The 23,719-nt window shown below is 43.0% G+C and carries 13 protein-coding genes; 2 read left to right on the top strand and 11 right to left on the bottom strand.

The genetic code is table 11. The features are described 5' to 3' along the window. Nucleotides 1-13 precede the first annotated feature (13 nt). Nucleotides 14-1,264, bottom strand: coding sequence for an alginate lyase family protein (locus DW173_RS15915; RefSeq protein WP_120144750.1), 1,251 nt, complete (start codon nt 1,262-1,264; stop codon nt 14-16). 25 nt (nt 1,265-1,289) lie between these two features. Next, complete coding sequence (locus DW173_RS15910) at nt 1,290-2,489, bottom strand: glycoside hydrolase family 88 protein (protein WP_118408654.1); 1,200 nt, start codon at nt 2,487-2,489, stop codon at nt 1,290-1,292. Nucleotides 2,490-2,822: 333 nt separating this feature from the next. Between DW173_RS15910 and DW173_RS15905 the strand changes: the two genes are divergently transcribed. Beyond that, entirely contained in the window at nt 2,823-6,863 is a 4,041-nt protein-coding gene (locus tag DW173_RS15905) for a two-component regulator propeller domain-containing protein (protein WP_225739820.1), read from the top strand. 60 nt (nt 6,864-6,923) lie between these two features. On the opposite strand, the gene DW173_RS15900 is transcribed toward DW173_RS15905, so the two are convergent. From DW173_RS15900 to DW173_RS15860, 9 genes are all read right to left on the bottom strand, one after another. Next, nucleotides 6,924-7,718, bottom strand: a complete 795-nt coding sequence (locus DW173_RS15900; protein WP_120144760.1) for an endonuclease/exonuclease/phosphatase family protein — start codon at nt 7,716-7,718, stop codon at nt 6,924-6,926. Nucleotides 7,719-7,779: 61 nt separating this feature from the next. After that, on the bottom strand, nt 7,780-9,159 hold the full coding sequence (locus DW173_RS15895) for an SMP-30/gluconolactonase/LRE family protein (protein WP_120144749.1): 1,380 nt from the start codon (nt 9,157-9,159) through the stop codon (nt 7,780-7,782). 17 nt (nt 9,160-9,176) lie between these two features. Next, nucleotides 9,177-10,010 carry an endonuclease/exonuclease/phosphatase family protein gene (locus DW173_RS15890; protein WP_087318224.1) on the bottom strand — a complete coding sequence of 278 codons (834 nt, stop codon included), beginning with the start codon at nt 10,008-10,010 and terminating at the stop codon, nt 9,177-9,179. Nucleotides 10,011-10,031: 21 nt separating this feature from the next. Further along, on the bottom strand, nt 10,032-10,760 hold the full coding sequence (locus tag DW173_RS15885) for a DUF3823 domain-containing protein (protein WP_022275417.1): 729 nt from the start codon (nt 10,758-10,760) through the stop codon (nt 10,032-10,034). A gap of 27 nt (nt 10,761-10,787) precedes the next feature. Continuing rightward, nucleotides 10,788-12,728 (bottom strand): RagB/SusD family nutrient uptake outer membrane protein, encoded by a 1,941-nt coding sequence (locus DW173_RS15880; protein WP_022275416.1) that lies wholly within the window; start codon nt 12,726-12,728, stop codon nt 10,788-10,790. A 14-nt stretch (nt 12,729-12,742) separates the two neighbouring features. Then, the gene (locus DW173_RS15875) at nt 12,743-15,910 is read right to left on the bottom strand and encodes a SusC/RagA family TonB-linked outer membrane protein (protein WP_120144748.1); all 3,168 of its coding nucleotides are present in this window, start codon (nt 15,908-15,910) and stop codon (nt 12,743-12,745) included. A gap of 8 nt (nt 15,911-15,918) precedes the next feature. Further along, on the bottom strand, nt 15,919-17,079 hold the full coding sequence (locus tag DW173_RS15870) for a glycoside hydrolase family 130 protein (RefSeq protein WP_192498826.1): 1,161 nt from the start codon (nt 17,077-17,079) through the stop codon (nt 15,919-15,921). A gap of 168 nt (nt 17,080-17,247) precedes the next feature. Next, the gene (locus DW173_RS15865; protein WP_120144747.1) at nt 17,248-18,495 is read right to left on the bottom strand and encodes an MFS transporter; all 1,248 of its coding nucleotides are present in this window, start codon (nt 18,493-18,495) and stop codon (nt 17,248-17,250) included. A 17-nt stretch (nt 18,496-18,512) separates the two neighbouring features. Next, nucleotides 18,513-19,559 carry a glycoside hydrolase family 130 protein gene (locus tag DW173_RS15860; protein WP_117809037.1) on the bottom strand — a complete coding sequence of 349 codons (1,047 nt, stop codon included), beginning with the start codon at nt 19,557-19,559 and terminating at the stop codon, nt 18,513-18,515. 160 nt (nt 19,560-19,719) lie between these two features. On the opposite strand from DW173_RS15860, the gene DW173_RS15855 reads away from it, so the two are divergent. Next, nucleotides 19,720-23,700 carry a response regulator gene (locus DW173_RS15855; protein ID WP_199722846.1) on the top strand — a complete coding sequence of 1,327 codons (3,981 nt, stop codon included), beginning with the start codon at nt 19,720-19,722 and terminating at the stop codon, nt 23,698-23,700. Nucleotides 23,701-23,719: the final 19 nt, after the last annotated feature.

The following is a 23,719-nucleotide window of genomic DNA, read 5'->3' as shown; positions in this document are numbered from 1 at the left end:
ATTAAAGATAATTTTATTCAATACAACGCCCGTGAGTAAGCAATACCGGCCCTAACAAATGTAGTTTTCGAGAAGCACGTTCATTTTTACGTAAAACCTCATTAAAGATTTTCTCTTCAGGATAACGCGCATGTGCCACTTCCCATAAAGTGAAAACAGCCTGGTCATTATGATTAATCCAGGAATCCTCCCCCTCATAAAACCCTCCTTTTATAGAAGCATCTTTTGTAATATAGAAATCGGCATAAAATAACAGAGGAAGCTTAATATTCTCACCTGCTGGTGCTACGTAATTATAAAGGTCGAATCCGTTCAGTCGCCCCATTTCTGCTGTTATCATCATCAAATTGGTTGATAATCCGACATATTGCAATGCCCTGTTCGGTTTTGTGGTATATCCGTGGTGAGTCAGAACGAAATGTCTGTACCTGTCCATTATTTCTCCATCATGAGTGCCCCAACTACCTGGCTCACCAACGTAAGGGGGTTGTCCATTCATCAGAATCATGCCTTCAATCACATTCTTTGCATTACGCGGATTATTTTTTCCATCGTATGCATAGTTCACCAGCTCATTGTCGCGCAGAATGATACCGATAGACATAAGACCTACCACTTCTGCAACAATGTGATTCTGATAGTACTGTTTTCCAAAATAGTCGTTCTCATGCCATCGTCTGGCTCCCTCCTTTATATGAGGAAGTAATATTCTAAGCCAGTCTTTAAATTGCTTTTGCTTATCTTTATCAATCAGATTGTCCGCACAAAGCAAATCATAAGCATACAAAAAAGCAAATATTCCGCGGGATACTAACATTCCGGTATTAGGATAGGATTTATCGGGATCAAAATAAGCACCTGCCACATCCTTAGGTGAGGACCATTCATCAATGATTCTAATAGCCTTAACTGCATAACGCCTATCCTTGGTTATCTGATAACCAATCGCTAAATCACGAGCCGCTGATCCATCACGTATTGCAGCATTATAAAATGACATGCTGACATCTCCCCGATAAACTTTCGTTTTCCATTTTTCATCCGCATAACCATCAATCTCATTTTTCAGATTCTCCCAAGCTGTTTTCCAAGGCTCAATACCGGAAAGGGCATTTCCACGCATTAAATCAATATCCGCATTCGATAAAATCAGGCGGGGATGTTCCTTCTTTATCTTTATAGAATTGCTTTGGGCGAAAGATTGCACTACAACGACAATCGTCAGTAACAATAAAAACTGCATCTTCATCAACTTGTTTTTCATATAGTAATGATTTTAATTAAGAACTCTATTCTTTCAGACACATAGCCCTGTATCTCATTAGTGCTTCCACAAAATAATAATCAGCATAAGTCAAGGGTACATCTACCTCACTGTTCTGAGGTAAGAAACCAACACTATGTTTAAGTATAAAATTAGCATTCTCTCCCGGCTTTGCCAGATATTCGTCCGAAGCCAACGTTTTAAGCTGTGTTTCAGCAACAGCGATATAGTCTTGCCCGGTTGCTTTGTCCACATAGCCCGACAGTTCCAACAAGGCAGACGCCATGATAGCAGCAGCCGAAGCATCTCTCAAGACATTCGGAACACCAGGGTCGTCAAAGTCCCAGTAGGGAATCTTATCCTGTGGCATCTTCGGGTGGTTAATCAAGAACCGGGCGATATGCTTGGCTTGTTCCAGATAGCGTGGTTGTTTCGTCTCTCTATACATCATTGTATATCCGTATAACGCCCAGGATTGTCCCCTGCTCCATACCGATTCATCAGCGTATCCTTGCCATGTACATTTCTGGAGTGCATTTCCACTTATCGTGTCATAGTTCACCACATGATAGCAGCTATAATCCGGTCTGAAATGATTCGCCATTGTTTTGTCAGCATGAGAGATTGCCATATCATAGAAACTCTTGTCACCTGAGAACTCTGTCGCACGGCAGAGCAGTTCAAGATTCATCATATTATCAATGATTACGGGAAACTGCCAATGCAAAGTTCCCGGATGGCTCCATGAACGCGTGCATCCTACGGCTGAACGATAGCGCGTAGATAACGACCGGGCGGTCGTAGTAATTATATCAATACAGGAAGTATCACCCAATAACCGGTATTTATTCCCGAAAGAACAGTTAATCATAAAGCCGACATCATGATTGTCCTTATTATACTTCTGAACCTCCACTCTGTCACTCATTCTGGAAGCCATCTCCTTTAGTTGCTCGTCTCCGGTATATTCATATAAGTACCAAAGAGTTCCGGGATAAAATCCGCTCGTCCAGAAATAAGAGTCCGAGGTTTCAAGCCCGCCGTTTTTATCCACCGAACGGGGTAACATCTCCGGAATAGAATCCATGACAGCGTACATATGCTTATATTGTTCTACCGCCCGATTCAAGGCATAATCGACAATGTGTTCCATAGAAGGTTCGGGAGTTGTTACACATCCTGATACCATAAATGAGAGCAGGCATATCACCACATAATTTTTCATATTTTCTTTGCTTATAATTTGGGGTATATTAAAAATTAAAAGATTCATCCAAAGGCTTTCGTTTGGCAACAAGAGCAAAAGTAGGAGATTACGGGAAGCAGCATTGGATAAAAAAGTACCAAAGGTTCTACAATTTTGTTCATATCCCTGTTACAAACCGCTTTTCGTTTCATTATCTCAAAAAATAACGATACATTTGTAATTATCGAAACTGCCATCAGATATAAGATGTATAATAAATAATCCCCCACTATATAAATCCCTAGGATGAATTTCAAAACTAAATATAGGAAGTTCCAAAAACAATAGAAACTTAATTAACGCTTTTAATATATGGCTGAACATAACAGACTGGTTACTATTATATTTATGCTGGTTGCGTGCATTTCATCCGCCGTTGCGTCCGAAACGGTAAACTTTCAGCATTTGTCACTCAATTCGATGTTTCCCCAGATAACCATCAACGGACTTTATCAGGATGAGTCCGGCGTCTTGTGGATCGGAACTAAAGACGGCGTGAAGAAGTATAACGGAAATTATATCGAGTCTGTCAACTTCATGGGAATAAATAACTGGATACAGTCCAACCTTGTTCCGACAATTTGTGGGGACAAGAAAGGGCATTTATACGTCAATACGGATTACAGCATCATTGAATATGACCTGATAAAAGAGGAAAGCCGTATCATATTCAGCCAGCCGAACACACAGATATTGCCGTCCATCGCTTTCAACTACGGCATCAACTCTCTATGGATCGGTTTACTGGACAGTGTCTATAATTATAAGGAAGGAATATGCCAGGCCAAATACAAAATTGACAGTAATAACCTGAGTATTTCGTCATTGAAAGAAGCATCTGACAAAATGCTATATATCGGAACCAAACATGACGGTGTATTTTCCATCGCCCCATCAGGCAGGCAACGGAAAGTACTGACCACCCGCAGCGAAATTATATCAATAAACGAAGATAGCCGGAACAACATCTGGATGGGCACTCTGAATGAAGGGTTATTCAAATTAACTCCGTCGGGAGATATCGTCCAATATACGGAACCTGCTTTAGCCAGTAACTATGTAAGGACGGTATGCGAAGATAACAATGGAAATATCTGGGTAGGAACCATGTTGGGATTGAACGTCATAAACCCGAAAACAGGTGATATCAGTTTTTATGGTCTGGAGAAAGAAGGCAGTGCGGGATTGAGCAACCTCTCTGTCTGGATTATAATGAAGGACGACCAAGGCACGATGTGGTTCGGCACTTACTACGGTGGGCTGGACTACTACAATCCGCACACCGACATTTTCGAATACAATAATCTGAAACTGGGACATGCCGGTATCGGGCCTGTAATCAGCAAAATTATAGAAGACGAGACAGGACGGTTATGGATAAGCACGGAAGGTGACGGCCTGGTGTCTTACCTGCCCGCAACCAATGACTATGCATATTACACGAAAGAGAATCATACAATATCTCACAATAATGTCAAGACTCTGTATTATGATGATGCGTCCAATACCATATGGATAGGAACTCATCTCGGCGGACTTTGCAGCTACTCAATTGACAAAAAAGAATTCAAGCATTTCACTATTGATCCGTCCGACCACACAAAACGCTCGGAAATCGTTCAAGCCATCATCCGCCACAAAAATATCTTATATCTGGGTACGCTCTCAGGTGTATATTATATGAATTTGGAAGATTACAGCATCAAGAAAATATCTCTTCTTGACAAATACATCTATGCCGTAAATTCATTGATGATAGACAAACAGGACAACCTGTGGATTGGGGGAAATAACCTGTGTTACTACAGCATCAAACAAAACTATGTACGTAGCCTCGACAAATATCTAGCCCAAATCACCGCTTCTTCAAAGAATACCATAACATCTCTTATCCAAGACAACGACAATCGTATCATAGCTACAACATTAGGCGCGGGTATTCTTATTTATTATCCGGCTCAGGACAGGCTCGAACAGATAAACAGCAAGAATAGTAATCTCGACAGTGATTATCTGAGTGCTGTTTATCCCTTATCCGGCCACCAGCTTCTAGTCACCAGCGCAAACGGCTTGTCCTATATCGACCTCAACACAAAGAGAAGCTACAATTATAAATCGCAGAACAAGTTCGTCCTTTCGTCAATGATTCCGGGAGACATTATGAAAACCAGTGATAACCGCATCGTCATGGGGGGAATAAACGGTCTTGCTATAATTTCCGAAAGCAACCTGTTTCCGGAAAGTCTGCCTACTAAGATGTTTTTCTCCAAACTATTCGTTAACAATAAAGAAGTTGCGGCAAACGATTCTTCACAAATATTGCCCCAATCTCTTTTCGCAACGGACCACATCAAACTGAAACATCACGAAAATAACATATCTGTCGAAATCGGAACTAATGACTTTGTCAATCTCGGGCAGTCCAAATATCAATATAAACTGGACGGATATAACCATACCTGGATTGAACTTCATCCCCAGAAATCAATCAACTACATGAACTTACCCTATGGAGATTATAAGTTAAAAGTAAGAAACATCTCTTTTAAGGATGAAGCCGAACTTAATGAAATCAGTCTCGGGATTACGATTATCCCCCCGGTTTATGCCACCTGGTACGCTTATCTCTTATATACATTACTGATATTATCCGTCATCGTCAGCATCGCCTATTTCTACCGTTCCAAGTTATTGCTAAGAAACTCACTGGAACTTGAAAGACGGGACAAACTGCAAAAAGATGCGATAAACGAATCCAAGATGCGTTTTCTCGGGAACATATCACATGAATTAAAAACACCTATTGCGCTGATATCCGGGCAACTGGAGCTTATCCTTATGTCCAATTATTCATTGCCAACCATTCAGAACAGTTTGCGTGAAGTACACAACAGGGCTGCCAAAATGGGAGCTTTGATAAACGAACTTCTCGATTTCCTGAAATACAACAAGGAGAATTTCTCATTAAGAATCAAGCAGCAGGATATAGTGCTATTCACACAAGAGATATATGATTCTTTCGTCAGTTATGCCGAATTAAAGAATATACATTTCAATTTTGTGTTCGACCAAAAGAGCCGGTACGCGTGGTTTGACGAAGTTCAGCTACAAAAGGTATTCAATAATATCCTGTCGAATGCTTTCAAGTTCACTCCGGAAAACGGAACGGTCGAGATAAAAATAACCTCATCGGATTCTTCTGTAATTATAACTTTCACCGATTCCGGCATCGGAATCCCCAAAGATATGACCGGACGAATCTTTGAACGTTTCTTCCAGGTGAATAACTCCGTAAACAGAGAATTATCCAATACCGGAACCGGCATAGGATTATCGTTGTCACTCAACATCGTAAAAGCCCATCACGGACAAATAACAGTGGAAAGTGAAGAACACAAAGGAAGTTCGTTCATCGTTGAACTACCCGTCGGCAAGGAACACTTCAAGGAAGACAAAAATGTCACTATTATAGAAGATGAAGGGAACAAGGAAATTATCAACAACGCTATAAGCATAGAAAGCGAAAAAGAAAACCTGGAAGATTTCATCGCACAGCAAAAAAAGGATTTCGACCATTCATCTACCTTGCTTATCGTTGAAGATGATGACGAATTGCGGAAACTGCTTATAGAGATATTTGAACCTATTTTTGAAATCTTTGAGGCCAAGAATGGTGAAGAGGCATTTAAGATTGCACAGTTAAACTCACCGGACCTTATTTTATCAGATGTCATGATGCCTGGTATTTCCGGCATAAATCTCTGCGCAAGAATAAAATCTCACTTTGATACCAGTCACATACCGGTCATCCTGCTCACTGCACTAAGCAGTGTGGAACATAATATAAAAGGTCTAAATTGCGGGGCTGATGATTATATCACCAAACCTTTTAATATCAGAATCCTAATCGCCAAATGTATTAACCTACTAAATAACAGACGAAAATTACAAGAACGATACAGAGCATTAGAAAACAGCAGTGCGGAACAACTGACTGATAACAAACTCGATCAGGATTTTATCGACCAAATAATAAGAATTGTACAAACCAGACTGGAAGAAGGAAACGGAGATATTAACGTCACACTGTTATGTGCTGAGTTAGGGCTGAGCCGGACAAAGTTATTCTTGAAAATGAAGAAAATAACTGGAGAATCTCCCCATTCCTTTATCCAAAATATAAAGCTGAAAACTGCCGCTAAAATGCTTCGGAAAAATGAAGAATACAACATTAGCGATATTAGTTTTCAGCTAGGTTTCAGTTCATTGAACTATTTCGGGAAAAGCTTCAAGGAGTATTTCGGGATGTCTCCTACTGCTTATCGAAAGGTTCATCAAGAACAAAAAGAATAATGCTGCTTTACAAGAATTCGGTTTATATAAAAAGAATCATAAGCATGTCAGAACACCCTCTTATTTGATAAGATAAGTAGCCACTACCGGATAATGGTCTGATTCCTTATCCGCCCAATAACAAACATTATACGCCTTCACCGTAAAAGCCTCGTTTGGCGCATAAATCAACCAGTCACATGCGTAAGCCGGACTTGGAACGGGTACTGTCCATGGAGCACCATCACTCAAACAATTTACGGTGAAATACTTTTGAAAAGCAGCCATGGTAGCAGAACCACGGCGGGAATTCAAATCTCCCCCCAAGATAACAGGTTTATCCAGTTGCTCCACACACGCAAGAATTTCATCAACCTGTTTCAGACGGGCAGCATCTTCGTATTTATGGTCCAGATGTGTCGTAGCGAAATAGAATTCTTTGCCTTCCTTCGCAACTTTCACATAGCCGAAAGAACGGACATAATCGCCTTCTTTCAGTACACTCAACTTAAAACTCTTTTCCTCAGAAACCGGATATTTGGAAAGAATCACATTTCCGTAATCTCCGCCAGTCGGAATATCGAGCGCATGGGCAAAATAATAATATTTCATTCCCGTCAGTTCCGACAGTTTCTTCGGAGTATCCCAAGGGTTAATCTCCGTGTTTCTTTCTATTTCCTGGAGTGAAACGATATCCGGGCTCTCTTTCTTAATGACTTCGGCAATCTTATCAATTCCTTGTTTACGACCGCTATACGTGTTGTAAGTCATGGCTTTTACTGTGACCTCTTTCGGTTTCGTCACGGGTTTCTGTGCCGTTGAAGGTTGTAACAAACAACACAATAGAAACAATGAAATGCATATTCTAAAATTCATATACAACCAATTAATAAGTGAATGTTATCCTGAAAAACAATCTTTCCTACCTGATACAAAATTAATCCTTTTCTATCTTACGAATCTTATGATTCCAATAATCTGAAATATACAATGCTCCGTCCGGACCGAACTGTACACCTTCCGGATGGTTGAATTGCGCTTTATCCAACGGGCCGTCTGTCGTACCGGAAGTGCCTGTACCGGTGTAGTTTGTCAACATACCGTCAGGGGTAATTTTCGCTATACGATGCTTTCTACGGACTGCTACATAAATATTTCCCTCTTCATCCAAATCCATCTGGCAAGGCTCTTCCAGTTTGGCTTCATTTCCCTGACCTTCTGTAAAACCTGCTTTCTCGTACTGCCCTACCCAAATATGGAGATTAGAAAACTCGCCTGTCGACATGTCGTAATCCCCTTTATAAATCACATCTTTTTCCTGTGAACTCATATACACGGTAGTTCCTGCCTTGTCAAAAAGAATACAGCGGATTTTTACTTTCGCCGCATTTTTACCTGCTGCGTCGGGAAGTTGCACACCGGTTGCCACCATCGTATTCTGCTCCGGGTCATATTTGTAAATCATGGCATTTCCATGAGCTACGGAGAAAACCTCTCCCGTGACAGGATGCACACCTACATTAGTGACTCCATTTTTCAAAGATTCAGTGATTGACCATATTGCAGACAGATCAGCGGCATCATACTGATGCGTATCATTGCTCCATGGCATTGTTGCAATATGCGCATTGCCCGAACCGTTGGCATCATTGGACAAGAATAAAGTATTGCCATCCAATGAGAAAGCGATATTCATCATCCTGAATACAGTTCCACCGGTTCCATCTCCGCGTAAGAAAGTAGCGACCTGATTGTTTTTCGCGATACGGATATCACGGTCATCATCTTCCACGATATACAAAGCACCTTCCTTGTCGAAAGCGATAGAACCCGGTTTCCAAAGACCCGCTTCCATGAGGGTCCCCTCTTTCTTCTCCGTTTTTTCGGAAGGAACATAACTGCCGATATAAGTACTTACGATAGGAGACTGAGAATACTCAAACTCCGTTTTATATGTCAGTTCTTGCGCAGCTTCTCCCTGACCGATATACACTTTCACCGGACCGGAGCCGGAACCTCTCTGTACATTGGCAGTAATAATATTCCCCAACGCACCCGTCACTTCGGCGTCCACCCCGTTGACTGTCACGCGGATATTATCCAAATCCGTGCCGAAATGCGTACCGTATAAAGTCAGGCTTGTAGACTTTCCGCCGGCTGTCGGCGTGTACATAGTGATTTTGGGAGTAGCCTCTCCTTCTCCGATTTCAGGCGTCATATCCTGCCGGTTCTCATCCTCGCATGCGACAAAGCCGATTGACGCAAACATCAGAGAATAGATAGAAAACCGTTTCAAATGAAGTATCAATGTTTTCATGTTTCTGTCTTTTTAGGTTAATCGTTTATACTGAACGTAGCTACCACCGGAAAGTGGTCTGATTCTACATAAGCATCATAATACACATCATAGGCTTTCGGAGACATTCCTTCATCCGGAGTGTACAATACGAAATCAATCGCTTTCACCGGAACGGGCGTTCCCGTTGTCAGTCCATAGTTCCCGTTCAGGCAACCGATTTCAAAACGTTCATACAATATCTTCATCGGGCCGGAGTCGGCTAAAGCATTGAAATCACCAGTCAATATCATTGGCTCATCCAAGCCCTTTGTCTTTTCGATAATCGTTGTAGTCTGGTTGATACGGTTAGTTTCGTTGCCCACATGAGACAGGTGCGTCACTCCGAAATAGAAACCCTTTCCATCTTTTTCTGTTTTCACTACTCCCATCGAACGCGGGTGGACATCTTCCACTGTCTCTATTCTCGGCAAATCATAATTCACTTCATCACTTATCGGATATTTCGAGAGAATTAGGTTTCCATATTCACCACCATCCACATCGCGGGTTTTGACAAAGAAAGCATAAGGCATTCCGGTCACTTCTTTCATCAGGGCGATAATATCCGCTTTCCCCACCTTGTTAGTCTTCGTCTCAAACTCCTGCAAACCTGCCAAGTCCGGATTTATCTTTTTAATCACTTGGGCAATCGCTTCCATTCCCTTTTTCCCGGAATAAGCTTTCTGCCCGCTATATATATTGTAAGACATGACTTTTACCAATACCCCGTCCTTTTCGTCCGGCGGGGTCACACCGTCATCATCCGAACTGCAACCGGCAAACAAACCGCCCGCCAACAGTAGCAGTAATAAATAGAATTTATGTTTCATTGTTACCTTCTTTTTTATCGTTTATCTTATATCATTCACAATTACTTCCACTACCCGGCTGTAATTCACATACGATTTGCTTTCTGCTGTCACCGTAGCCGCAACACGTACATACACCCTGTTCTTGTTGGAAACAATCTTATAATGATTCTCTATAAATTCAGTATCACTCATCAGGTCGATGACGTGCGTGCCACTGGCCTTTGTCCCCAGTGAAGAGAGGGTGGCATGGTTTGCATTGTTCACATCCACTCCCGGAGCATAATTCCATATCACGGAAACATCCGTCAGTTGCAATGTCTCGTTCGATGTTTTCGCATCATAGGTCAGTGTCAGCTTATTATCAGCCGATACAGCCACATCAAGGCTGATACGCGAGAACGGGATTGTGTACAAATCAACCTGCGTTTGTCCGTTCACGGTGACATACCCTTCACATACCCCGACAAAAGGACCATCCTTTGCCTGAATACGATAGCTGCCATTGAACACCTTCGTATGCTCGAACGTTCCATCCTGGCGAGCACGGAAATCAACAGAGGCGGTAGCCCCCGTATTCTGCTCGTACAAACTCATCATCACACCGCTACTTCCCGGCACAGGCATAGGAACCGGTTCATTCGTTTCCTTATCATAGATAGTGCCATACACGCCACCGTTCGGTGCATCATAATTATCGATGTCATTTTCGCATGCCGCCACGAAACAGGCGAATAATGCAGTCAATCCTATGTTTACTATTTTATTCATATCGTTTCTTCTTTAAAATTGGATGTATCAATTACCGTAACCCGGATTCTGTACCATCAACGGATTCGTACTCAAGTCCTCGGCACGGAACACCGTATAGTAGTTCTTTTCAAGGAAAAGACGCTTTCTCTTTTCGGGCACACCGGTTTCAAAGGTGTACTTGCCACTCTTGACATTGTAATACGGACAGAGAGCCGTGCCGCGGAAATTGGTCAAACCACCTTTGCTTACATCGAGATGAGCCAGGCGCCAACGTTTCAAATCCCAGTAACGATGCTTCTCAAAAGCAAGTTCCACTTTCCGTTCATGGCGCACTTTATCCAGCGTCAGGTTACCTGCAGTCAATAGTTTGATACCTGCCCTGCCGCGAATCTCATTGATATCCTTCAAAGCCACGTCCAGATGCCGGTTCAGTTCCATGCAAGCCTCTGCACGATTCAGATAGATTTCTGCCAGACGGAAAACCACCCAGGGAGTAGAAGAACGTTTTGCGTCGATGTTCGTATAGTCCGTCAGACTTTCATCCAGGAATTTACGCTGATAGAAACCCGTCTTGCTGGCGTCGCCTACACTTAACGAGCCACCGTCTTTTCCCGAAGTATTATAAGTCTGTCCGTCTATTACGACCTTGTTCTCCTTATCCGGTTGGGCGGAAGCTTCATACTTGGTTCCTATCCCATCCTGTCCGTTGATGACACCGCGTATCCATTCGATTTTTCCGCCACCGTATCCTTTATAATCAGCACCGGGCAGGTAAACCGAACCTAATAAACGAGGGTCTTTATTCTTAAAGATATCATACGGGCTATCATAGCTGATAGCTTTTCCACTGCTGTCTTTCATCTTCAGCTTCCCTTCCGTACCGTCAATATATTCAAATTCCTCTACCATTTCCAGTACCGGAGACATGCCGCATCCCCAACCGTCGCCACGATAAGAGAAAGGAACATTCAGTTTATCCCACATATGTCCTTTACCGGCAGCCACATTATACTGTTTCTGGAAAATATATTCTCCGTTATCCCCATTCACTGCTTTGGAAAAGAGATTGTAAAAGTTCTGCGCCAGCTCTTCCGCTTCCGTACCGGTCGATTTATACAAGCTATACACACGGGGAACCATTTCATCCAGAATCTTCGATGAAGCAGTATAACATTCGTCAAAGTAACGTTCCGCTTCTGTCTCGGGAATATACACATATCCTTTGGAAACAGCCTCGCCTGTGAGAGTCAGCGTTTTGGAATACTTGGCGATAGTACCGGCATACAGTGCGGCACGTGACCACAAGGCAAGCACCGTTCCACGATTTGCGCGGTATTTGGCATCACTGCTGCGTACTTCCGGCAATGATTCATAGATAGCCTTACATTCATTGATAATGAAATCATAGGTCGCGGCTTCCGTATCACGAGCCTGGTAAAGAGCTTCCGTATTTCCTGCGGTATATTCTTTCGGAACAGTCTGCAAAGGAACGCCCCCATAACGCTTCACCAGTCCGAAGTACTGCATAGCACGGATAAAACGGGCTTCTGCTCCGAGTTCTTCTTTCTCATCCTCACTCAATACGGAAGTTTTCTCAATATTCAGCAGGAAGTTGTTTACAATGCGGATTTGCTTGTAGCGGGTCACCATGTCGTCGTTGAATACATAGTCGCCATAAGAATAAGTAGAGTTCGACTTGTCGAATGCGCTCTCCTTCTGATAACTGGCGGTAGCCTCATCCGAGAGGCTGGTCTGATTCGCCAGGTTCGCCTTCTTGCTTCCATACCAGTCGTCAAACTCATCCAGTTTCAGTCCCGAGTCATACATATCCGCCAATACGGCTGTGATTGCTTTCGGATTTTGCCAAATCAAATCCGGTGTGTTGACACCGCTGGTACTCTCACGGTTCAGATAATCATCGCATCCCGTCCATACGAAGATGGACACCCCGCCTATCAATATATATTTCAGATAATTCCTATTCATTGTCTTTACTGGTTTTAGAAGGTTACATTTACGCCAAAGTTATACGTCTTCATCTGCGGATAATAGCGTATTCCGCTGGAATTGCTTTCGGGGTCGACGTTCTTCATCAGTCCGTCACGCTTGGTGAAAGTCAGCAGATTGTTGCAGTTGATATAGAAACGCACCCGGTCGATAGCCGCCTTTTTTGTCAAGACTTTAGGAAGCGTGTATCCCAGTTCCAGAGTTTTCAGGCGCAGGTAATTTGCGTTGTGCAATGACCACGAGTTACTGGAACGGTTATCGGCGACACCTGCCACGCGTGCGGCAGGCATATATCCCGGAATCCATTTGCTATAAGGGTCGGTCGGGTCTTCCCGGTGCCAGCGGTCGGTCATGATAGCCAGCCCATTACCTAAACCTTGCTGGATAAACGGGTCGAGAATATCCCCGCTAACATAAATATCGTGTCCGGCAGCTCCCTGGAAGAAGACAGTCAGGTCGAATCCTTTGTATTCTCCGGACATATTCAGCCCGTAGTACATACGGGGTGTGGCACCGTGTCCGAGTGGTTGCGTATCGTTATCATCAATAATACCGTCACCATTGTAGTCTTCGAATTTCAAATCACCCGGCATCAGCGAACGGTTACCGTCCTTATCCTGAACCGGTGAGTTCAAAATTTCCTCGAAAGAAGTAAACTGCCCGATTACTTTCTTTCCCCAACGGATATCCTTGTAACGCCCGTTGGTGTTATTACGCCAATCGTCATACATATTGGTGGAAGCCGCCCGCTCCACATAATCATACTTAATCCGGGTAGTAGAGAAGTTGGCCGACACATTATAATTAAAATTGCCAATCCGGTTTTTATGCCCGACTACAATCTCGAATCCGGTGTTAATATCAGAATTCAGGTTCTCCTGCGGCATTGATTCACCGAAGATAGTAGGCAATGAGCCTACACGGGTGGCAGGCAGACCGGAACGGTTTCTGCGGAACCAGTCGAACTCCACAGAAATCAGTCCCCTGTGGTAAGACGCCTCAAAGCCGATGTTCATAATCTTCGATTCATACCAAGTCAGCCACGGGTTTGCCATACCTACCGTAGTCATGCCCGAAGTCACTCCGTTGCTGCCCATGATATAGCTTCCGTGAGACGTATATCCATCCAGATACTGGAACGCGTCGAAATCTCCTTCATCGCCCACTTTGGCGTACGAAGCACGGATTTTCAGGTTATCCATATCGGGTAACAGTTTCTTGAAAAAAGCCTCTTCGGAAACACGCCATCCCAATGAAACACCCGGAAAGAATCCCCAACGATTACCTGCACGGAATTTATAGGTTCCGTCATAGCGGAAATTGAATTCCACCAGATAACGGTTAGAGAAATCATAGTTCAGACGTCCCACCAAGCCGGCGTGAGCCGTTTCCTGTGTCTTGCCGGAAGCTTCCTGATTCGTTTTATCCCCATAGTCCAGGTCAGGAATCAGCCCGATAGCAAAATCACGTGTCCCGGTCACCCAGTTCTTCTTGTCATTATACATTTCCCATACGAGCATGGCACCGATGTTATGCTTTTTAGCAAACGTATTGTTGTAATTCATAGAGAACTGATAGGTCGGTTTGTCATAGTTTTCCAGTTTCGATTCCAGATGCGCGGTATTAACCACTTTCTCTATATACTCTTCATTCGCATAATCATACGTATATTCCGAGAGGTCTTTCCGCCACGTTTTCCATTCCTTGTTCGTATAGTCGTAGGCAACCAATGCTTTCGCCATCAGTCCTTTCACCCAGGGAAGTTGCCAGGTGATAGCCAACGAGCTGTTAAATTCACGACGCAGGCGGTCTTCATAACCACTGTCGTCCGAATCGGAAACATGCACGGGGTTCGCCATATCTCCTACGGCTCCCCAATAATCCGGGTTATCATTGGCATACATGGAGTAAGTCGGGATAGCCATTTGTGCCGAACGGAACAGGTTATCGCCATTGTAAGGCTTTTTGCGGTTGTCGAAGCGTCCGCTCAAACGCAGTTCCACGTTCAGTCCCTTAGCCACTTCCACGCTCAGGTTGGAACGGACGTTGTAACGTTGGTAATTCCAGTCGCCCGAACGGATAATACCGCCCTGGTCCATATATCCGATAGACATGTAATATTTCACTTTCTCCGTACCGCCTGTCAGGCTCAAGTTGTGTGAAGTCTGGGGAGCGGTGCTACGCATCGTCTCACTCCACCAGTCCGTACCTGCCGTACCGTTCCGGTAGGCTTCCAGTTGTTCTTGTGAATAAGCGGAAGCTCCGCGCCACGGGTTGGCATTGTGAATCGCTTCATTGTAAAGAGAAGCGTACTCATAAGCATTCATCATCTCCGGATAGCGGGTCACTTTCTGAAAACCTACATAGCCGTTATATTCTATCTTTACCTTCTGTTCCGTCCCTTTCTTGGTAGTAACCAGCAGAACACCGTTTGAACCTTTAAAACCGTAAACAGCTGCGGCGGCATCTTTCAGGATAGAGATGGATTCGATATCATTCGGGTCGAGCTGCGTATAATCACGCTCGATACCGTCTACAATCACCAGCATGCTTCCATATCCGCGAATATCGACGGAAGCTCCATCATCACCGGGGCTTCCGCTACGCTGTACGGCACGCAAACCCGGCAAACGTCCGGCGAGCATATTCGTCACACTGGGAGCTTTTACTTCCATCAACTTATCCGAAGAGATGGCAGCTACCGAACCGGTCACGGAAGCCTTTTTCTGAATACCGTAACCTACCACCACTACCTCGTCCAGCGTCTCGGTATCTTCCTGCAAAGTTACTTTCAGTCCAGCTTGCCCGTTCACCCGCACTTCTGTTGTTTTATATCCTATATAGGAAATCTGTAACACTCCATTAGCGGGAACCGGCAAGGTAAACTTACCGTCCACATCGGTAATCGTCCCCACACCGGCAGCACCTTTCAGTTGCACCGAAGCTCCGATAACCGGTTCTCCGCCGGCATCAACAACCACACCTTTCACCGTGATATTCCGAACAGTCTGTTCGATACCCGATACCGAAGGGCTTTCCGCATATACCGTAAACGGCACGCACAGGAAAGTCCCTGCCATTAAAGCTGAAACAGTAGCTATCTTCAGCCGGTCATTGAACGACTTTAAGACAACCGTGTTCATTTTACATGCATGTTTCATAGATTAAATTAGTTATGTGTTTTAAGTTTCGAATCTATATTATCATCACATATCGCTACTGCAACCTGCGAATCGGCACAGCCATAATAGAGATATAATTTGTTTTTAAAGTAAGCCAGCCCTTCGATAAACACCGTTCCGTCCTTGTACTGGCCGCTTTTCTCGAAAGCGGCTTCGGGCACAAAGAAGGGTTTATCCAGGCGGTCGAGTACTTTATAAGGGTCGTTGGCGTCAAACAGGAACTGCCCTGCACAATAAGCGCCTGCGGGATATGCTGAGTCCCTTTCTTCCTTATACCCGTTCTTGCCATTGTATAATAATACAATACCGTTCACGGTTTTGATAGCCGGTGGGCCACACTCAGTCAGGCGGCTGTCGAAATACCCGCTGCGGGGTTTGGCTATCTCTCTTAGTTCGTTGTTTTCATTCAGTACCGGAGTCCAGTCGGTCAGGTTATCGGAAGTTGCGGCACATACCGCATTCTCCCCCCAGTACATAAAGTATTTGCCGTCCACTTTCTCAATGACCAGTCTGCCGTCTTTCACTCCGGTGACAATAGAAGCCGATTTGCTTGCTATATTGGCAAAACGCCCGTTGTACGCTTTCGCAAAAGCGAGTCCGTGTTTCGTCCAGTTTTTCAAGTCTCTGGAAGTAGCCACCGCCAAGCGGGGAAGATTGCGGTTCCAGGCTGTATAAAGCATGACGTACAATCCGTCTTCCGTCATTGCCACACGCGGGTCTTCGCAACCACCTTCCCATTCTATTTCTTTAAAATCGTCTTCGGAAGGAAAGAGTACCGGTGCGTCCGCTTGGCTCATCGTTACTCCGTCCGTACTTTCCGCATAGCCAATGCGGGATGTCCTCTTTCCGATGCCTTGCGCCGAGTTGTCTTCCGCGCGGTAGAGTACCACAATCTTTCCGTCTTTGACGGTTGCCGCCGGATTGAAAGTGTCACTCTCTTCCCATCTTACCGGCTGCTTGCGCATCGGGCATTGGAAAGTAGTCGGTTGCGGAGAAATCACCGGATTCACCCCTTCCGGGCGGACAAAAGGGCCGAGTATCCATTGTCCGCTCTGTTCTTCGACAGCTACGGATGCCTGTTTTTGTCCGGAGCATCCAGCTAGTGTCATCATACTGATTAAATAGATTACAGATTTTAGTTTTATCATACGTCGTTTTTTTTAGTTTTCCCAAATCGGTCGTTCATCGTTTTTCTGCCGGCAAAACTATCGTACCCCGCAAAAAATAGAGTGTACTATATTCTCAAAAGAGTATATAGGTGCTGTACAACATAATAATTCATTCGTTTGCAACGACGATTTAACGATTTTGAAATATTAGCGAATAGCTTGATTCTGTCTGATGATGTTCCGGGCTAATGGATAGGCAATCAACTGCAAAGCTCCCACCAGGATCAATGCATACTTCAATGCAAAATCCTGTGATATGACAAATGCGAGTACCATAAAAAGTATTAGTCCAAAAGCACGTCCCAGAAATAGTCCGAACTCATGGCTTAAAATATAGGTATATTCATTTCTTTTTTCGATTTTTACTACTGCATCGATGGTTTGCATCATAATAGGGTAATAAGGTAAGTCAAACAATGGCTGAAAGATCACCTTACAGAGGACAAAGATAATCACTCCGGTGACTGAAAACAAGATTCCGTTGAACAGAGTACCGATAAAAAAGACAAGTAGCCCGGCTATAAATACTTTCGATCGGTCTTCAGGTTTGGTTATTCGTCCCAATACATAAACCAAAACAGCTGTCAGTGTACCACTGATTCCCTGTATTAAACCCAGTACATCTTCATCACCTACTAACTTCAGAACCAGAATAGCAGGAGCAGTCACCAGAAATCCCTGTACCATTCCTTTCAGGGAAGCCAGCAACAACATTTTTTTCCAAAGTGTGCAAAACCGGAAATACAGAAAATTCTTCTGCACCGGATTGGCGAACTTACCACGCCATAAAACGGCTACAGCAAACAAAGTCACTATGATTACTCCAACCGTCACCAACCGATAGGCTCCATTAATATCAATCAGGCATCCCATTATTTCTCTGCCATCTATCTGACTGATAAATGCTCCAATCAATAAAGGTACAGTAATCGAAGTAATGGAAAAGAAAAAAGACTCCAGCCCGAAGAAGTAGTTACGACTATCATCTGTCGTGTTATTCAGAGTCAGCAGATAGCGATTGGTCCAGAAGAAGCCCGATGCAGCTCCAAGTACAAATCCGGCTATACTCAATTCCACAAAGCCTAATGACTTTACCAACATCATGGCAAACATCGACAATCCACTAACTAATATCCCTCCTGCATACAGAATCTTCACACTCACATGTCGCAACAAGAAACCATTCACAAATGAGGTATTGATGATACCAATGTATATGAAAAGCTGATAAAAAGCCACCGAAACCGGTTCACTGGTATGGCGCATCACATAAGCGCCCACGAAAATCTCAACTACAGGAAGCACCAGCGCATAAAGAAGATTAGTCATCAGCAAGACCCGTACATTAGAAGTTTGCTGTTTGAAGAACTGATACTCTCTTTTTAGTTTATTCATTATCTATCTTATTTATATTACGACTTTAATGAACAGAGAATCTCTGCAATAGACAACTCCGCCCCACAGATTACTTCATCACTGGCACCATAATAAAGCCTTATCTTATCTCCCTCTACCAAATGTCCGTTGGTGAAAACTACATTCCCGAAAAATCCGGTTTGTTCGTAAGGAGCAACAGGCTCCATGATAGGTTCTTTACTTCGGGCAATTACCTTTGAAGGATCATTTAAATCAAGTAGAAGAGCTCCCAGACAATAACGGTTTTGATAGTCCGCACCATGATAAATTTCCAACCACCCTTCCTCTGTACGAATAGGTGCCGCTCCTGCACCCACGCGGGCACAGTCCCAACTATCAGGACGGGTAGTTGCAATGCAACAGTGGTTGCCCCAATGCAGCCGGTCGGGTGATTCGGCAAGCCAAATATAGTTGCCACCCAACTCTGGGCTACTCGGACGATGCAGTGCAAGATATTTTCCGTTCACTTTCTCTTCAAACAGCGCGCAATCTTTATTATGAGGAGGGAAAATCATGCCATAACGAGCATAGTTTTTCCAGTCATAAGTATGAATCAGCCCTACACCAACAGCTACAGAAGAGACTTCCGTAAACGTAAGATAATAACCATCGGCAGTAGTGGCCACCCGGCAATCTTCAATGCCAAAAGCCTCTAATGCTCCTTTACCAAAAATAGGAGGATAATCCGGTTCTTCCTTGAAGTGAATTCCGTCTTCACTCGACACCAGTCGGAGATAAGACATAGTAGTCAGATAATTCTGCCCTGCATATCCTATCACACGAGGATCAGAAGCATCCAGTTTCGGGTCATTCTCATCGAAAGAGAGCACTTCTATTTTTCCATCTTTATTATATACGGGAAAACTAATAACTCCCTGTTTCTGCACAGGCCGTTCGGCCACTCGCAGTAATAACCAAATTTTTCCGTCGAAACGGAACACGCCGGGATTCAGAAAACAGGTGATTTCCATACCTTCTATTCCTGATTGTAGGTCGGAGGGTTTCAACAATGGGTTTTGATGAAATCGTTTTGCAATATCCATTTTCAAATTATTAAATAAATATGTGTTGTTTTTATTTCTGGTGACAAAGCTACCCTGCACAACAACGGAAAAGGTGCACTATATTCTCAAAAGGGTATACAGGTGTTGTACAGCATATTTTTATCTTTGTTTTCTTATTTTTCCTCTCTATCTTTGCGACATGATTCTACGAAAGCACTCATATTTCCGCTACATCTGCATCCTTATTTATTCATGCCTGATGCCTGTTTTATTACATTCCCAAAATGTAGTGAAACAGATTTCGAATGCAGACGGGTTATCCAATAATTCAGTGAATTGTTTTCTAGAAGATTCGGAACATACGCTTTGGGTAGGAACATGGGACGGGCTGAATGCCTACAACGGACGTAGCTTTAAAACCTATTCTTATAATAAAAATGCAGGATCTATCAGTAACAATGTGGTCTGGCAAATTATCGAGCAAAATGACTCTGTATTGTGGGTATCTACCGACTATGGCGTCAACCGGTGGAAACGTTCCACACAGCAATTTACTCCTTATTATTTAGGTACGCAGAACAATCCGCCCAAACAAGAGAAATCATTCCTACTGGATATCACTTCCGGCAAATACATTATCTGCTATGTGAAAGAACAAGGTTTATTCTATTTTGACGACCGGAAACAGGACTTTGTTCCATTGAAAAATAATCTGCCTGATGGCATCAAAAACTTCGTTATTGATGCCAAAGACCAAGTATTCTTCCTCACAGAACATGGACAATTATTACATTATCAACTATCTGTCCATAGCTCTAATCTCGAACTCTCGTTCAAAAAAGAAATCAAACAACCTGCTTTCATTTCCGGCATTTATCTTTCTCAAGATTATCTTATCATTAACGATGACCGGACATTAACCGTTTCTTTGGACAACCGCATACTGAATAGCATAGATATTCCGGAAAATAAAACGGTTTCGCAAGTTATCTGTCACAAAGAGTATCTTCTCATCAGCTTTATCGAAGGGGGATGTATCAGGTATAATCTGAAAGATAATACTTCAACGGAATTACCTCAATTACCAGCGAAAGCACCCATTTTCACCATCTACATCGGTTCGCAGAATATACTCTGGGTAGGCACCGACGGGCAAGGAGTATTGGAAGTCTATGAACACAGTTCTCCATTCCACACCATAAAAACTGATTATCCCGTACGTTGTTTTTGCGAAGAAGATAATGGTAATATACTCGTGGGAACCAAAGGAGAAGGAATTTTGCTGCTTGACAAACAGAAACGGCAGGTCGAACCTTATCTGTCAACCGACAACGGATTGATTTCCAATTCTGTCTATACTATCCGAAAAAATATGTCCGGAGACATATTTATCGGGACCGAGGGAACGGGCATCAATTATATTCCACTTAATAGCAGTCAGGTAAAGAAGTTAAATATTCCTGCTGAATATCCGACTTTCAAAGCTGTATACAGCATCCTGTTCACTCATAACGACTCACTATTATGGTTGGGCACTTCCGGCTATGGACTTATCAAACTAAGCTTGCAAAGGGAAGGAAAAAATTATAAAGTGACAGAAATGAAACAATATAAATCTCCCGGACCTTCCTCACCAAGTAATAACATCATTTATTCGGTCATTGCCGGGTATAATGAAAATGAACTTTGGCTAGGCACACGAGGCGGCGGAATCAATAAGTTCGATATCACATCCGAATGTTTCCAACAAATTCATGAGATAGACTCTACTTTATCCCTAACCAACAACGATATACTCTATCTGACCAAAGGAGATTCTGCCAGCATTTGGGTAGGCACCAGTTACGGCCTCAATCGATTGTTTCCGGCAGACATTCCGCCATCTATTATGGAATATACGGATCATAACGGACTGCCCAACAATACGATTCACGGTATTCTAAAAGATGAAAACGGTAATATCTGGGCAAGTACCAATCAAGGTATCTCTTTTATCAATCTATCTTCGGGAAAGATTACTAACTATTCTTCCAGAAACGGATTACAAAATGATGAATTTTCCGATGGAGCGATTTTTAAGGATAAAGCAGGATGGTTGTATTTCGGAGGAGTCAGTGGGCTGAACTATTTCGATGAGAACAAAATACATTTACGGGACCATATTGCTACTCTAAGTTTGAATAGTCTAAAAATTAATAACACCAGCCAAAACATTTACGAGCGTATTCTTAATCATACGCTCCGGCTTGCCTATGACGAACCTTACCTTACATTAGGGTTCACAACACACGACTTTATCAACAACGAGAACTGCGAATTTAGTTATCGGATTATTGACTTCGCTGATGAATGGATTTACAACGAAAACAACCCCAATATCGTCATCACCAAACTTCCTCCGGGGAAATATAAATTGGAAGTAAAATGTACTAATGGTGACCGTGTATGGAGCAATCAAATCTACTCTCTTCATCTGGATGTCGCCTATCCCTGGTGGCTAAGTACTACTGCCTTTATTATCTATTTTATTTTAATTGCTATTGCTATTTATATAACACAATCTGTCATCAAGAATCGTATCCGACTGAATCGCCAGATTTTACTAGAACATATTGAAAAGCAAAATCAACAACGTATTCATGAATCGAAGTTGAACTTCTTTACGAACGTGGCACATGAGTTCTTCACTCCGCTAACACTGATATATGGTCCGGCACAGCATCTGCTGGAAAAAGCAGACCTTGACAGTTATACGAAAAGGTATATCTACATCATCAAGAACAATGCCGACCGGATGCAGAAACTCATCAACGAACTAATGGAGTTTCGGAAAGCAGAATCGGGACATACAGCTATCTATGCAGAGAAAGTAGATATTCACCTACTCGTTGATTATGTGTCAGACAACTATACTGAAATTGCTGAAGAGAATAAAATAGACTTTAGTTTCAAAAGTAAAGAAGTGTCGTCTTTTACTACAGACCGGAATTCGCTGGAGAAAATTATATTCAACTTATTATCTAACGCATTCAAATATACACCGTCCGGAGGATATATTCATGCTGAAATAAGACAGAATGCCACTACCGGAACATTACATTTCCGTATACGCAACTCTGGTAAGGGATTGACTGAGAAGCAAACGAGCGAAATATTCAGTCGCTTTAAGATTTTCGAGAGCAGTAAGCTGAAGCATGCCGGGAGTACCGGAGTGGGTCTGAACCTAACCAAAAGCCTGACTGAATTATTAGGTGGAGAAATCACTATAGAAAGTACTTTGGGAGAATATGTAGAATTCAATGTATCCCTGCCTCCTATGCACGTGAATACCGAAAAAGAAAGTCAGCCTACAGAAGAAGAAACAGAGGTCAGTGAAATGCTTTTCATTCCTAAGCAGAAAGAAATTACCATACTGATTGTAGAAGACGAAAAGAATATCCGGGAACTGTTGAAAGATATTCTGCTTCCCTACTATCAGGTTCGCGAAGCTGGCAATGGAGAAGAGGCACTGAAAGAAGTAGAGCAAAAACAACCGGACATCATTATCAGCGATGTGTTAATGCCTAAACTAGATGGTATTACACTGACAGACATATTGAAATCTAATGAACGGACAATGCACATTCCTGTTATCCACATCTCTGCCAAAAACTCTATTGAAGACCAAATCAATGCTTATAATCATGGTACAGATCTGTATATCCCGAAGCCTTTCCATCCAAGGCATGTGTTGAGTGCAGTAGAGAATATGATTAATAAATATTCTCTGATGAAAGAGTATTTCAAATCGGGCCGTTCTTCTCTTATTGTAAGAGATGGAATCACCATGCACAAAGAAGATGAGCTATTACTAAACAAGATTATCAAGTTCATTGAAGATAATATTGACGATGAATCCATGAATCCGGATTCTCTAGCAGACTTTATAGGAGTGAGCAAAGCAGGATTGTATCGCAAACTCAAAGAATTAACAGAAAAGACCCCAAGCGAATTTGTCCGTACCATCCGCCTGGAATATGCTGCCGGGTTGCTAAAGACTACCAAGCTCACCGTCACCGAGATCATGTATAAATCAGGCTTCTCCAACAAGTCGTATTTCTACCGGGAATTTACTAAATTATACAATACATCGCCCAAAGAATACAGAAGCGAACGAACAGAAAAAAAAGATATTAAATAACCATCTAACAATAAAAAAC

Source organism: Bacteroides sp. AM16-13 (assembly GCF_003602705.1).
Taxonomy (GTDB): Bacteria; Bacteroidota; Bacteroidia; order Bacteroidales; family Bacteroidaceae; genus Bacteroides; species Bacteroides xylanisolvens.
This window is presented reverse-complemented; position numbering and strand designations above follow the sequence as displayed.

Coding starts and splice junctions, on each gene's coding strand:
- DW173_RS15915 (WP_120144750.1), bottom strand. CDS start 1,264: ATGAAAAACAAGTTGATGAAGATGCAGTTTTTATTGTTACTGACGATT.
- DW173_RS15910 (WP_118408654.1), bottom strand. CDS start 2,489: ATGAAAAATTATGTGGTGATATGCCTGCTCTCATTTATGGTATCAGGA.
- DW173_RS15905 (WP_225739820.1), top strand. CDS start 2,823: ATGGCTGAACATAACAGACTGGTTACTATTATATTTATGCTGGTTGCG.
- DW173_RS15900 (WP_120144760.1), bottom strand. CDS start 7,718: ATGAATTTTAGAATATGCATTTCATTGTTTCTATTGTGTTGTTTGTTA.
- DW173_RS15895 (WP_120144749.1), bottom strand. CDS start 9,159: ATGAAAACATTGATACTTCATTTGAAACGGTTTTCTATCTATTCTCTG.
- DW173_RS15890 (WP_087318224.1), bottom strand. CDS start 10,010: ATGAAACATAAATTCTATTTATTACTGCTACTGTTGGCGGGCGGTTTG.
- DW173_RS15885 (WP_022275417.1), bottom strand. CDS start 10,760: ATGAATAAAATAGTAAACATAGGATTGACTGCATTATTCGCCTGTTTC.
- DW173_RS15880 (WP_022275416.1), bottom strand. CDS start 12,728: ATGAATAGGAATTATCTGAAATATATATTGATAGGCGGGGTGTCCATC.
- DW173_RS15875 (WP_120144748.1), bottom strand. CDS start 15,910: ATGAAACATGCATGTAAAATGAACACGGTTGTCTTAAAGTCGTTCAAT.
- DW173_RS15870 (WP_192498826.1), bottom strand. CDS start 17,079: ATGATAAAACTAAAATCTGTAATCTATTTAATCAGTATGATGACACTA.
- DW173_RS15865 (WP_120144747.1), bottom strand. CDS start 18,495: ATGAATAAACTAAAAAGAGAGTATCAGTTCTTCAAACAGCAAACTTCT.
- DW173_RS15860 (WP_117809037.1), bottom strand. CDS start 19,559: ATGGATATTGCAAAACGATTTCATCAAAACCCATTGTTGAAACCCTCC.
- DW173_RS15855 (WP_199722846.1), top strand. CDS start 19,720: ATGATTCTACGAAAGCACTCATATTTCCGCTACATCTGCATCCTTATT.